The following is a 14,000-nucleotide window of genomic DNA, read 5'->3' as shown; positions in this document are numbered from 1 at the left end:
GCATGAGGCCGTCACGTCGCTAATACACGACAATCTCATCGGCAAATAAGTAGCCCTTCATAGGATTGGTGGCAACCACTTTCACGTATCTACCCATCTGCGGCTTTTCCATCTTTATTTCGAATGTTTTAAATTTCAGCGTTGGGTCGTTGGGACTTTCATGATTGATAACCGTGCCGACCTGGCGGTAATTCTTACCATTATCGGATAGATAAACGCGAAACTCCCCCGGAAAATAAACGCCTGGGCCAGGTAACTGCATAAACCGTACACCGACAGACTTGATTTCCTCGCGGCGTTCAAAATCAACGTAGACATCGAGGCCTCCGGTAAACCCTTGCCATTGTTGATCGTGATAACTTAATCCGCCGCGCGTACCGTTTGTCAATGTCAGCTCCTTCTGTGCTGCGTAACCATCCCACGGTATATTGTAATAGACCTTTTTCCCTATAGCTTTGTGAATATCCAGCTGCACGATCTCGACGGGGCTCACCCTGGTGGAATCAATAAACGATGCTGCTTTGATGGTAGTCGTCGTCGTTAACTCTACGGGGTTTGTAAATGGTGTTGAATGACGGGTTGGTTCTGTACCGTCAGTCGTGTAATAGATTAACGGCTCTAGCTGTTCTGATGTCAAGGATACAACGTTACTCATTTTCTCACTATTGAATGTCACGTGTGAAACCACTTGGAAGGAAGGGCGATAATAGTTAACATCCAATTCCTGCAGGATTCTATAATGCTTCTGCAAACGCCTCTTAAAGTCTGTCCAACTCCGGTTCTCCTGGTTCGTCCAGTTGACTTCCGCAAGCGCTAAAGCCCGTGGAAATGCCATATACTCCACATGCTGGTAGTTAGGCATATACTCGGTCCACAGGTTAGCCTGAGCCCCCAGAACATGCTTAACTTTGTCTTTGTCGATTGAGGGCGGAACCGGATTGTACGCATAAACCTTATCCAAAGGCAGATATCCTCCAATGGCTTCAGGCTCCGTCCGGGGATCCGCCTGGTAGCTGTCAAAATACAGGTATTCACCTGGCGTCATGATAACATCATGCCCCATATTAGCAGCTTTTATGCCCCCATCTTCGCCCCTCCAGCTCATCACGGTTGCTCCCTTTGTTAATCCTCCCTCCAATATTTCGTCCCATCCGACCAGCTTCCGCCCTTTCGATTGAAGGTATGCATCCATCTGCTGAATGGCGTAACTTTGAAGTTCATGTTCATCTTTCAAACCTTTTGCTTCTTTCAACGCCTGGCATTTTGAACAATTTTTCCAATGCTTCTTATCGGCTTCGTCGCCACCTATATGAATATACTCCGAAGGAAAAATTGCCAGCACCTCATCCAGCACATTCTTCAAAAAGGCAAATGTTTCTTCATTGCCGATACAAAATTCGCCCTGTGTATAAGGAACACCGGTACAGGAAAGCTCGGGATAAACCGCCAAAACCTCTTCAGAATGCCCAGGCATTTCGATTTCAGGAATCACCGTTATTCCCTTCGCGGCTGCGTAGGCCACCAGTTCCTTGGCCTGTTCCTGCGTGTAGAACCCTCCGCTGGCATTTGGCGTCCCTTGCTCTACATACTGCCGCCCGTTGTTCCACCAGTCCTTCCAGCCCGTATGCGTGCGCCATGCTGCCTTTCTTGTTAACTCGGGATAACGCTTAATCTCCAACCGCCAGCCGGCGCCGTCTGTTAGATGCCAATGGAAATAATTGAACTTATACAGCGCCATTAGATCGATATATTTCTTTAAAAAGGAAAGAGGCATATAATGTCGAGACACATCCAAATGAAGTCCTCTATATCTAAAACGCGGGGAATCTTCTATAGTCAGTTGCGGAAGGAATCTCGGATCGGCCTGCAACATCCCTAACTGCACCAACGTATATATACCCGACAGCATGCCCTGGGGCTCGGCCGCCTTGATGAGCACCCCCGACTCGTCAATGAGTAACTTATATCCCCGCTGTTCAATTTTATCAGCGGGTTCTGCCGGAAATAGGCGAATGCCGTGCCTATGCTTCTTACCTACCTTTTTTATCACTTCCATGGAGATATCCGGAAATTGTGGATACTCCGTTAGCAGGGCGGCCACTTCAGCGAAAGTTTCCGTGGCATACAGAGGCATGTCGCTGGATAACTCAACCGTACCCTCGCCATATACGACTTTATTCGGACGTGGTATAAGGTTTATTTCGAGTTCCTGAGCCATACCGCTTAGGAAGGAAAATGCACAAACTGCTAGAACGATTAAAAGCCGCATAGTTAGTTTCCGTTTAGTTTGATTTACAAATATCATAATAATTTCCTTACGCCTTTCATATGTATTTAATTTGTTTCGCAACGCCAACTTGAATGTCTATAAACCTCGAGGGGTATTGCACGGCTCAACACGCGCGTCCTGGCGTACATCGGTCGGCCGAGCTTTAACAGCTGCCCGGAATAGAATATGATATTCTAACTACAATCGACATGTCGCTTTTTTAGTGGAATAATGTTTAACTTTGCAATATGATTGAACTTCCTGTAATCCCTGTCTCTGAGACGCAACGCAAACCCGATTGGTTACGCGTTAAGTTGCCGGTCGGTAAAGAGTATCGCCATGTGAGAAATCTGGTGGATGAGCATAAGCTTCATACCATTTGCGAGAGCGGCAATTGTCCAAACATGGGCGAGTGCTGGGGTGCTGGCACAGCTACTTTTATGATTTTGGGGAACATCTGTACACGTTCCTGTTCATTTTGCGCCGTTGCCACAGGGCGTCCACTGGCAGTAGATCTCGATGAACCCAACAGAGTCGCTAACTCGGTGAAACTGATGCAGGTAAAGCACTGCGTAATTACGTCGGTAGACCGTGACGATCTGAAAGACGGGGGATCGACCATCTGGGCGGAAACCATCAACGCGATCCGCCGGGAGAGCCCGGACACCACGTTGGAGACATTGATTCCGGATTTCAAAGGACAATGGGAAAATCTGGAACGGGTGCTGGCCGTCAGACCGGAAGTGGTTTCACATAATCTGGAGACAGTACGCCGGCTAACACGCGAGGTCCGTATCCAAGCTAAATACGATCGTTCTCTGGAATGCTTACGCCGTATCTCCGAAGCGGGGCTACGTACAAAGTCAGGAATTATGTTAGGCTTGGGCGAGACGGAAGATGATGTTATTGAAGCAATGCAAGACCTGTATAACGTCGGTGTCCATATCCTCACCCTTGGACAGTACCTGCAACCTACAAAAGCTCATCATCCCGTGATAGAATGGATAACGCCTGCTCAGTTTGAAAAGTATAAGAACATTGGTTTAGAAATGGGATTCAAATACGTTGAATCTGGCCCCCTTGTTCGTTCTTCCTATCACGCAGAAAAACACCTTTTTGACATGTAACGCCAATACTGCAACATAAAAAAGGCCTGACATCACTTTTTGTCAGGCCTTTTTTTAAGGCGGATAGGCCCCTACCGGCAAGTGTCGCTACCAATGGGCACTGGGGCAGTAGCACGCCGCTTGCGCGATCCCAGAACCTTACCTCGAAAATACGGTTTCTCCTCCGATCACAGTACGCCAGGTCTTAATGTCGCGGAGCTCTTCGGCCGGAGCCGTCATGATATCTTTTTCCATGATCACGAAGTCAGCATCTTTCCCCCGTTCGATGCTTCCTCTTTTCTTTTCCTGAAAACAGGAAAACGCCGCCCAAATTGTCATTCCCCGTAACGCGTCCTCGCGGCTGATAGCATTCTCGATCTGAAAACCACCTTTAGGAAAACCTGTCTTATCGACACGGGCAACTGCTGCGTGGAAACCGTATAACGGATTAAAATGTTCAACAGGAAAATCGCTGCCTAACGCTAATTTGCCATATTGTTTTAACAGCTCCTTATAAGCGTAAGCACCTTTTACCCGCTGCGGCCCCAGCCGATCCTCAACCCAGTACATGTCGGACGTGGCATGCGTAGGCTGTACGGAAGGAAGGATATGAAACCGGGAGAATTTAGCAAAATCCGTAGGAGATACTACTTGTGCGTGTTCAATCCGCCAGCGGCGATTTTTACCATCTTTAAGGTGCCTGCCATAGGCATCTAATATGAGCCTGTTAGCAGAGTCTCCGATAGCATGGGTATTCACCTGAAAATCCGTAAGTGCAAGTCGCTCGATGACACGGTCAAATTCTTCGGGGCTATGAAGGAGGAATCCGCGCGTTGCTGCATCATGGTAATGATCCAGCAGACATGCGCCACGCGATCCCAGTGCCCCGTCGGCCATAAGCTTAACCGAGCGTATGGTCAGACGATCGGATTCGTAAAAGCCATCCCGGATATACTTGTCAATACTGCCGGGGTTGCCCGCAATCATGGCATAGTCCCTTATCTTTAACGAGTCCTGCTGGTAAAACTTCTTTAAGTATTCCAGCTGTTCCAACGTAAGGCCTGCATCGACAATCGACGTAAGGCCTACAGAGAGGAGCGAGTCCTGGGCGCGCCGGAGGCTGAGTAACAACGAGCGCTCTTCTGCCGCTGGAATATATTGGGAAACCAACTGCATCGCATTATCTAAAAGAATACCTGTCGGCACACCCAGCGTATCGCTGACAATCAATCCCCCCTCAACCGTCTGGGCGCTGCTTATCCGGGCTGCTTCCAGCGCTTTGCTATTTACCCATGCTGCGTGATAGTCTACGCGGGAAAGAAAGACCGGCGTCTCGGGGAAATACTTATCTAAGCTATCTTTTGAAGGAAACGACTTCCCGTCCCACAAGTTTTGGTCCCAACCACCACCTACCAGCCATTTTTTATCGGGATAAGCCTTTTGATATGCCTTAAGCCGCTCCACGACTTCCGCTATCGACTGAGCTCCGCCGAGGTCCACCTGCTCCAGTAACTCAGCCAGCATAAAGAAGTGTGCATGCGCGTCATATAGGCCCGGATAGATAGCCCTTCCCTGAGCATCAATGTGTTCCTTTGCCGTATATTTCTGCATAATCTCCTCCGAAGATCCAATATCAATAAAGATCCCGTTTTTGATAGCGAAGGCCTGTGCCCGCGAGAAGGACGAGTCGACGGTATATATATTTGCGTTATAGACAATAAGATCGACCTCCTTATTGGTTGTGCAGCACAAAAACAAGGTTACCGAAATTGCCAGCACCAGCGTGCGTATATAGTTTTTCATAGTTTGGTATATTTTATAAAAATGGTTTCTGCGAACGACTATCGACTTTATATGTCCTTGACACACCTAAATCCTACATTGTTTGTAGGGCTGTTCTCCTCCCCCTTTCCTCTGCTCCCCGCTTTATAACGCTCACAATATTCATCATTGCATAAAAAGGATCCGCCCCGCTGCACACGCTTGATGGCACCTGGCTCCTGCGGGTCGTAGGAATCGGCAGGCCCCTTGGGATTGCTCTTCGCACTGCGGGCATAATAGTCAGGGCGGTACAGATCAGCACACCATTCCCAAACATTTCCCTCCATATCGTATAATCCCCATGCATTGGGCGGGAACGACTTTACCGGCGCTGTTGTTTCAAAACCGTCTTCCTTTGTGTTATCTATCGGAAACTCCCCCTGATAAATATTAGCAAGCCAACGTCCGTTTTCCTTCTTTTCTGTCCCCCAGTAATATGTTTCTGTCGTATGTTTTCCGGCTTTTGCGGCATACTCCCATTCTGCTTCAGTCGGAAGACGTTTCCCCGCCCATTCGGCATACGCAGCGGCATCCTGATAGGCAAGCTGCGTTACCGGATGATGTTCCTTCCCGCGGATGGAGCTGTCCGGCCCCTCTGGGTGTCTCCAGTTAGCTCCCGGAACATATGTCCACCATTGCAAATGATTTTGTAATCCATGCACACCTTTAGGAGGTGTAAACACGGCGGATCCTGGAACCAGCATCGCCGGATCGACCCCGGGAAAGTCTTCTGGCCTTAGGGGGCGCTCCGCAACCGTTACATAACCCGTTGCTTTGACAAATGCTTCAAACTGCTCATTGGTCACTTCATGCTCGTCCATGTAAAAAGAAGCAACCTCCACCTCGTGTATAGGTTGCGCATCGTCAAAGCTTTCGGACCCCATCATAAACTTCCCTCCCTCTATCAACACCATACGAACACTATCCTTGCCCCTGATGTGGCGGACCGTATCGCGGTGGCCGATAAAACGCGAAGGAACGTTTCCATGACACATGGCGACAGTATCTTCAGCGGTCCGCTCCTGAACTTGCCGTCGCCCCTGCTGGCAGGCAATCAAAAACAAAGATGTTCCCAGCAGAATTTTTAAAGAAAACATAACCGAATATACCGTTCTTTAACGTAAAAAAGAAGGCCCGGCTAAAAAACCGGGCCTTTAGGTACATTTTAAACGTTATCAGTCGACTTTTAGCTGATTCTTTTGATCTTTGGAGATTTTTGGACGGATCCCCGTATTCCCACCACCGTTCAGTGTCAGATCATGCGGCTTGTTACTTCTCCAAGCCCCGCGGGTGAAATCCGGAATGGTTACGGTCCTACTGTTCTTTGCCACAGATTCACAGCTTAACGGGACAATGACACTCCACGAGGCACCGTCGTATACATCCTGATCCAACGGTAATCCATTGCGAAGACAGTCTATCAAGCGCCAGTCCATCATAAAATCCATTCCGCCGTGTCCGCCGACCGCCTTTGCCTTTTCACCAATAAACCTGATCAATTCAGGCGTATATTTCTCGTAGAGCTCTTTCAGCTGCTCTTCCTTCACGAAGCTATGTCCAAAAGCAATACCCTCCTTCGGGTATTTCTGGGCAAAGCCCTTTGTTCCGCTGAGCAGATGGATACGCGAATAAGGACGGGGAGAAGTTACATCATGTTGTACCATCATGGTCTTGCCCTTTTCAGTTTTTATCAAAGTAGTATCCATGTTGCCACGATATTTCTTACCGACGAACTGCTGATAGAACGAATCTTCTGCGGCCAGTTCCCGTGCGCGGTCAGCCATCATAAAATCGTTAGACTGCATCGCAACCAAATGAGTCATCCGATCTCCGCGGTTGATATTAAGACATTGTGCTATGGGCCCTATACCGTGCGTTGGATAGAGGTTTCCATTCATTTTGATATTTTCGCGCAGACGCCACATGTTATCATAACCGTTCTTATTAAAATTCAGCTCCAACAGGTCGTGAATGTAGGCGCCTTCGGCATGCACAAGCTCCCCAAACATCCCTTGGCGTACCATATTTAAAGTCAACATTTCGAAGAAGTCGTAGCAACAGTTTTCCAGCATCATACAGTGCTTTTTCGTTTCCTCCGACGTTTTTACAACATCCCAACATTCTTTAACGGTCAAACCTATCGGCACTTCACAGGCTGCATGAGCGCCCGCCTTCATCGCAGCAATGCTCATGGGAGCATGATACGACCAAGGCGTACAGATATATACAAGATCCAGCTCCATTTCTTTCAAAAGGGCTTGCCAACCGTCTTCGCCCGAATAGGACTTCGCTTCGGGAAGTCCTTTATTGGTAAGTATCTTTTGCGCTTTGGCCACCCTCTCCGGATGCTTGTCGCATAAAGCTACTATCTCCGCTCCATCAATATACGACAGGCGGTCGACCGCGCCAGGCCCACGCATACCGAGACCTATTACGGCAACTCTGACCTTGTCTATTTTTGGAGCCGCGTAGCCGCTCATATTAAACCTCGGTGCCGCTCCGAACGCATCCTGATTGATAGATGGCAGGGAAATCGCCACCCCAGAGAGTAACGAGGCCTTCTTTAAAAAATCTCTTCTATTTGAATCCATAATCCGATAATTTTCTTTTACATTAAAGGGGACATAAAGCCCCCTCTAAAATCACCTATTTTAAAACAAACTAAACAGTCGCCTCTTAAACCTATTTATACGCTGGAAGGGATATAAATGGTTGTCAACAAAGGTCTTGCTTCCTTCGTCTATACAAGTATAATAGTATTCATAGGTAAAAAAAAGCCTAAATGTAAAGCAAACGTTTGCTTAATTTTCGTTGTCCACATCTTAACCATGCGCCGACCGCCATCTGCATTGGGCCTATAGATATAGATATGGGCGGTAACGCCGCTTCTACATCCCGCCAGAGAAACGTGCGAATCTAAAAATCAATTTGCCCGATTAGCTCCTTGAGCTGAACTTCCGATAGCTTAGCCTGGAGCCGCGCACTGTTATTACGGGATATGGCATTGATAAAGTTTTCCTGCGCATCGCGAAACTCTACCGAGCTGATAGAGCCTATGGTGTATTTCGCCAGCGTAATCTCCAGGTTCTGCCGGGCAATATCTTCGTTCCTTTCCTCCAGCTTCGACAGCTCCATATTGGTTAGGTAGGTCTCATAAGCCGTTTTTATGGCTGTCTCCACGAGCAGCCGCTGCTGCTCGATCTGCAAAGACGCGTTGTCGATCTGAATCTTAGCGATGCGCTCGTTGCGACGTTGGTTGAAGCCATCGAATATATTTAGTGAGGCCGTGACTCCATAGGTCAACCCTCTGGCGTTCGAATGAGCCACAAACCCAAGGCTTGATTCTGACCGGGAGAAATTATATCCCCCGCTGACGCGAACCGTCGGATATCGCGATGCTCTGACATTTTTTAGATCCAGTTCCGCCAACCGCTTATTCAGTGCTATCAGCTGCAGATCGGGGTTAAACCGGCTTGCACGGTCCAACAGGTCGGCGTATATCAACCCATCATCAATATGAACATCGTCCTCAACATAAAAGTCTATGTCCAGGTTGCGCGCCAGCAGGCTGTTTAATTCGGTTTTCAGATTCCTTACGGTTTCGGCCTGCCGAAGTCTGCCGGAAATATCTTCGTTCAGATTGACCTGAACGTTTAAGACCTCCAAACGCGCGGCCTTGCCTATAGAAAATCTGTTTTCGGCCGTTCTTAACCGCTCTCGCGAAATAGCTATATTAGAATCCAGCGCCGAGAGAAGGTTCTGTTGTTCCACAATGGTATAGTATAGTGTGATAACGTCGCCGATGGTGGTCAGCACCATACGCTTCAACTGCAGACCGCCTTGCTTCTCCAGTTCCTGCAATCTTTCATATCGGGCAAACATTCCCATCCCATCAAAGACCGTCCAGCCTATGCTAACACCATAGTTAAGACTATTATTCTTCGCATTGTCCAATGACCTTTGTTCACCATTGTTCTGTACCTGGTGTGAATTCTGTACGCTATTGTTCTGGTTGAGGTTGGCCGTCACCGAAGGCAGCATACCGGCATTTCCGTAGGTGCTGTTTTCTTTCGCTACCAGCAGGTCGTTTTTAGAAAGACGGATGCTATAGTTGTTTTCCAATGCGATTTCAACAGCTTCCTTTACAGTTAACAACTCCTGACTTTGGGCGCCGAAGGGAAGAAAAACAACGATAAACAAAAAAGTGATTGCTCTTTTCATACTTATTCATCTATTTTATCAAACTCCGGCCTTCTCTTCCGTGACCGTGACATCATCAAATAAAAAGAGGGGATGACATACAGCGTCAATATCAGGGAAAACATCGTTCCTCCGACGATGACTACCCCCATGCCGATACGGCTTGTCGACGCAGCCCCCAAGGATAGGGCAATAGGTAGCGCACCAAGTGCAATAGCTAATGAGGTCATCAAAATAGGGCGCAGCCTTGCTTCGGAAGCCTTCACCACCGCGTGATACTTTTCGTAACCCTCGTCACGAAGCTGATTAGCAAATTCTACGATGAGAATACCATTTTTAGTCACCAGCCCGATAAGCATGATCGTACCTATCTGACTGAAGATATTCCAGCTCTGTCCAAACAGCCAAAGGGAAAACAGCGCTCCTCCGACCGCCATCGGTACCGTTAACAGGATAATGACAGGATCTACGAAGCTCTCGAACTGGGCAGCAAGAATCAGAAAAATAAGTAGCACGGCTAAGCCAAATGCGAACATTGTATTGGAGCCACTTTCCACAAAATCTCTCGCCTCCCCACCCAGGTCTGTGGTAAAGCTAGCGTCGAGGACCTTTGCTGCTACAGCATCCATCGCCTCAATGCCATCGCCCATACTTTTGCCCGGCGCTAATCCCGCGGAGACTGTTGCCGACATATACCGGTTGTTGTGATACAGCTGTGGTGGACTGCTTCGCTCCTCCATTTCAACGATATTGTCGAGCTGAATTAACTGCCCGTCTTTGTTTTTTACAAAGACAGAGGCCAAATCCATCGGCGTTGCCCTATCTTTACGGTCAAACTGTCCCATTACCTGATACTGCTTGCCGTTCATCATAAAATATCCAAAACGCTGTCCCGACAAAGACATCTGCAACGTCTGGGCAACATCAAGTACCGAAACGCCCAGCGATTGCGCCTTCGCTCTGTCGATCGTGACGTACACTTCCGGCTTGTTAAACTTCAGGTTGACATCAACCATAGAGAATGTGCGGTCTTTCGCCAGCTCGTCCATGAATTCCGGAATCTTTTCCTCCAATTTTTGAAAATTCGGCGCCTGAATAATGTACTGTATCGGGAGGCCTCCCCTTCGATTGACCGATATAGTTGGTTGTTGGGAAACGGCAACCCGCGCCTCGGAATACTGCCGCATCAACCGCGAAAGCTTGTCGGCGATTTCTCCCTGGCTACGTTCTCTTTCATTTGGCTGAACGAGCCCCAACCGCACAATTCCACTATTCGAAGACGCTGAGCCAAATCCCGGAGACGTAATCACTAAACTGACCTTCTTCTCCGGAATGGAGTCGTTAATCAACATCGTCAGTTCGGTCATAAACCGGTCCATATAGTCGTAAGAGACGCCTTCCGGCGCGGTGGCCCTCAAACTTACGTAACTACGGTCATCGTAAGGTGCCGTCTCTTTAGGCAAAATCTGATAGAAAAAATAGATCAAAAGAAAACATCCGCCGATAACGGCAAAACTCAGCCACTTCATCTTTAAAAAACCACGCAGCGAACTTTCGTACTCCTTGTTCATGAGCTCGAAATAACGTTCCGTCTTTTCGTAAAATTTCGACTTCTTCTGCTCACCGCCCTTCATCAGATATGCGTTAAGCATCGGCGTCAACGACAGCGAAACAAATGCCGAAATTAAAACCGCCGCGCCGATAACCACACCGAACTCCCGAAATAGCCGCCCGACAAATCCCTCTAGGAAGATCACCGGCAAGAATACCGCGGCTAGCGTTACGGAAATTGAGATTACAGCAAAGAAGATCTCATTCGACCCTTTAATAGCTGCCTCTATGGGGGACATTCCTTCTTCGACTTTCTTGAATATATTTTCCGTGACCACGATACCGTCATCAACGACCAGCCCCGTTGCCAAGACAATTGCCAACAGTGTCAGAACATTGATCGAAAAGCCACATAAATACATGATAAAAAAAGTGGCTATTAAAGAGACAGGAATATCGATCAAAGGTCGGAAAGCAATAGCCCAGTTTCTAAAAAAAACATAGATAATAATAACGACGAGGACGATAGCGATTAAGAGCGTTTCGACAACTTCGAGAACAGCCTTTTTTACGAACGCGGTGTTATCTATAGCGATGTTCAATTCAAATCCGGGAGGCAGGTCATGCTGCAGTTTATCGTATTCCTGATAAAACTGCTTCGCAATATCCAGATAGTTTGTGCCTGGCTGCGGGATAACAGCCAACGCCACCATAGGATAACCAGAGTCCGACATTTTGGTCTCGAAGTTTTCGGCTTCCAGGGCAGCTGTTCCTACATCCCCCATCCGGATGATACGATTGTTATCTGCTTTGATAATGATGTTGTTAAATTCTTCTTCGGTCTGCAGGTTTCCCAACGTCTTTACAGCTAACTCCGTATTGGCACCGGTCAATTTTCCTGAAGGCAGTTCGACATTCTGATTGTTTAGTGCCGTACGGACGTCAAGGACAGTTAATCCATAAGAAGCAAGTCGGGCGGGATCAATCCACAACCGCATAGCGTAGCGCTTCTGTCCCCATATCTGTACGGAACTCACCCCCGGTATGGTCTGCAGCCGTTGTGCAATAACATTTTCGGCGTAATCGGACAGCTCCAGCACGTTCTTTGTCGAGCTCTGAACAGTCATCGTAATAATTGGTTCCGAGTCGGCATCTGCTTTCGACACAACAGGCGCGGCATCAATATCCTGGGGCAAGTTTCTCAACGCCTGAGATACTTTGTCGCGAACGTCGTTAGCAGCTTCTTCCAGGTTCTTCCCTAAATTGAACTCGATGGTTATGTTACTCGTTCCCTGGTTACTGGACGACGATATATTCCGGATACCATCAATCGAATTAATGGATTTTTCAAGAGGTTCCGTGATCTGCGACTCAATGATATCAGCATTCGCTCCCGCATAACTCGTGCGCACTGAAATCTGAGCCGGATCTATTGACGGAAACTCCCTGATACCTAAAAATGTGTATCCAATAATCCCGAACAGAATTAACAGCAGGTTCATAACAATCGCCAACACCGGGCGCTTGATACTTAACGTAGATAAACTCATAGCTGATTCTTTTCTATCGCAATGTCACTTTTACCGGGCTACCGTCGCGCAATGACATCATACCTGATGTTAAGACAGTGTCTCCCTCTTGGATACCTTTCTGGATAAGAACCTCCGCATCTGTACGTCCCCCGGTTTCGACCAGCATCTCTTTAGCCACGCCGTTTCGTTGAACAAATACCTTTTTGCCGTTCTGAATAGGTATTAAGGCTTCCGCAGGAACGAGAAGTCCGTTTTCCACAGTCTCTAGTGGGAAAATAATGTTTGCAAAAGTTCCCGGAATAAGCTGACTATCAGCGTTATCAGCCAGCGCTCGTACCCGCAGTGTTCTTGTTGTAGCTTCAATCATTGGCTCAATGGCATAAACCTTTGCCACAAACTCTTCCATTAATCCCTGGACGGTAAACTTAATAGCACTACCGATCTGTACCCTGTTTGCATATTTTTCAGGAATAGAAAACTGGACTTTAACCTTACTCCTATTAACAAGCTGCGCAATGTCGTCGGCCGGTGTTACGTAGCTTCCTTTAGAAACGTTCCGAAGCCCCACGATTCCCGAGAACGGAGCTGTAATAACCGTTTTTGCCAGTTGCGCCTCTATGACCTGGATTTGCGACTGGGCGGTTCGGTAGTCCGCACTGGCTATGTCATATTCTTCCTGACTGATGGCCTCTTTTTCTAATAGAAGCCGCGCGCGTCGTTCATTTTCTGCCGCAAGGTTACTTCTGGTCTTCGCTTGTGCCAATTGAGCCTTCCATTCAGCATCATTAATACGAACAAGCACCTGTCCCGCGTTTACCTTTCCCCCTTCCGAGAAGTTAATGGATTCCACAACTCCCGATATTTCCGAACGAAGAAGGACATTCTCGTTTGCCTCTATTGCGCCCGACAAGGACAAAAAGTCTGAAAAGGGCTTACCGCGTACAACGATGCCGTATACCTTGGCTTCGGCACGTCCAGGCCCCACACTATTTTCCTTAGATTTTTCTTTGTTAACAACTATCCGATACCCTACGAGGAGTCCGATCAGCAGCAGGAAACAAGCTAGAATTATCGCTACCTTCCTATTCATAAATACTTAAAACTAAACATACGAACGAGTTATCCGCTGCCAAGATAGCGCTATTTAGCGAAATCAACTTGTAAAAATGTTAATATAAAAGTAGGGCGACGATCGTCAGAAAGTGATCCTGAAAATGGCAACAGATGATAGGCTAAACGGTGAAATTGAATAGCTAGTATTGGGATCGGAGATATCGGCCCAGTGGCGGGTGCCGTGTCTATTATCTCTTTATTATCAGTGGTATAGGGGCAGCCGGTATCACGTAGCGGGATTGGAAATATCAGACAGGGGTCCCACATCTGATGTCTCCCATCTGATGTCCCACATCTCACATCTCTTAACATAAAAAAAGCCCCTTGCAGTTTCCTGAAGGGGCTTTCCTGTAAAATTAGGCACCGACCTACTCTCCCACCTGTTACGGCAATACCATCGGCTCTGGC

At 47.8% G+C, this 14,000-nt stretch carries 9 protein-coding genes; 1 reads left to right on the top strand and 8 read right to left on the bottom strand.

All coding sequences use genetic code 11. The features are described 5' to 3' along the window. Nucleotides 1-19: 19 nt before the first annotated feature. Nucleotides 20-2,269, bottom strand: coding sequence for a glycoside hydrolase family 20 protein (locus BC792_RS11415; protein ID WP_211357530.1), 2,250 nt, complete (start codon nt 2,267-2,269; stop codon nt 20-22). 248 nt (nt 2,270-2,517) lie between these two features. On the opposite strand from BC792_RS11415, the gene lipA reads away from it, so the two are divergent. Further along, on the top strand, nt 2,518-3,396 hold the full coding sequence (gene lipA / locus BC792_RS11410) for a lipoyl synthase (RefSeq protein WP_148909143.1): 879 nt from the start codon (nt 2,518-2,520) through the stop codon (nt 3,394-3,396). 138 nt (nt 3,397-3,534) lie between these two features. Here lipA and BC792_RS11405 read toward each other — a convergent pair whose 3' ends face one another. The 7 genes from BC792_RS11405 to BC792_RS18520 all read right to left on the bottom strand — a co-directional run. Next, the gene (locus tag BC792_RS11405) at nt 3,535-5,178 is read right to left on the bottom strand and encodes an amidohydrolase (RefSeq protein WP_148909142.1); all 1,644 of its coding nucleotides are present in this window, start codon (nt 5,176-5,178) and stop codon (nt 3,535-3,537) included. A gap of 47 nt (nt 5,179-5,225) precedes the next feature. Then, nucleotides 5,226-6,293, bottom strand: coding sequence for a formylglycine-generating enzyme family protein (locus BC792_RS11400; RefSeq protein WP_148909141.1), 1,068 nt, complete (start codon nt 6,291-6,293; stop codon nt 5,226-5,228). Between the two features lie 78 nt (nt 6,294-6,371). Continuing rightward, nucleotides 6,372-7,787, bottom strand: coding sequence for a Gfo/Idh/MocA family protein (locus BC792_RS11395; RefSeq protein ID WP_148909140.1), 1,416 nt, complete (start codon nt 7,785-7,787; stop codon nt 6,372-6,374). 325 nt (nt 7,788-8,112) lie between these two features. Then, nucleotides 8,113-9,417, bottom strand: a complete 1,305-nt coding sequence (locus tag BC792_RS11390; protein WP_211357529.1) for a TolC family protein — start codon at nt 9,415-9,417, stop codon at nt 8,113-8,115. Between the two features lie 2 nt (nt 9,418-9,419). Beyond that, nucleotides 9,420-12,497: an efflux RND transporter permease subunit gene (locus BC792_RS11385; RefSeq protein WP_148909138.1), complete on the bottom strand. Its 3,078-nt coding sequence runs from the start codon at nt 12,495-12,497 to the stop codon at nt 9,420-9,422. 13 nt (nt 12,498-12,510) lie between these two features. Continuing rightward, nucleotides 12,511-13,569 (bottom strand): efflux RND transporter periplasmic adaptor subunit, encoded by a 1,059-nt coding sequence (locus tag BC792_RS11380; protein WP_148909137.1) that lies wholly within the window; start codon nt 13,567-13,569, stop codon nt 12,511-12,513. Between the two features lie 249 nt (nt 13,570-13,818). Further along, the coding region (locus BC792_RS18520; RefSeq protein ID WP_211357528.1) for a hypothetical protein at nt 13,819-14,000 on the bottom strand (182 nt) is incomplete at its 5' end.

Origin of the sequence: Sphingobacterium allocomposti, from assembly GCF_008124885.1 — a bacterium.
Taxonomy (GTDB): Bacteria; Bacteroidota; Bacteroidia; order Sphingobacteriales; family Sphingobacteriaceae; genus Sphingobacterium; species Sphingobacterium allocomposti.
This window is presented reverse-complemented; position numbering and strand designations above follow the sequence as displayed.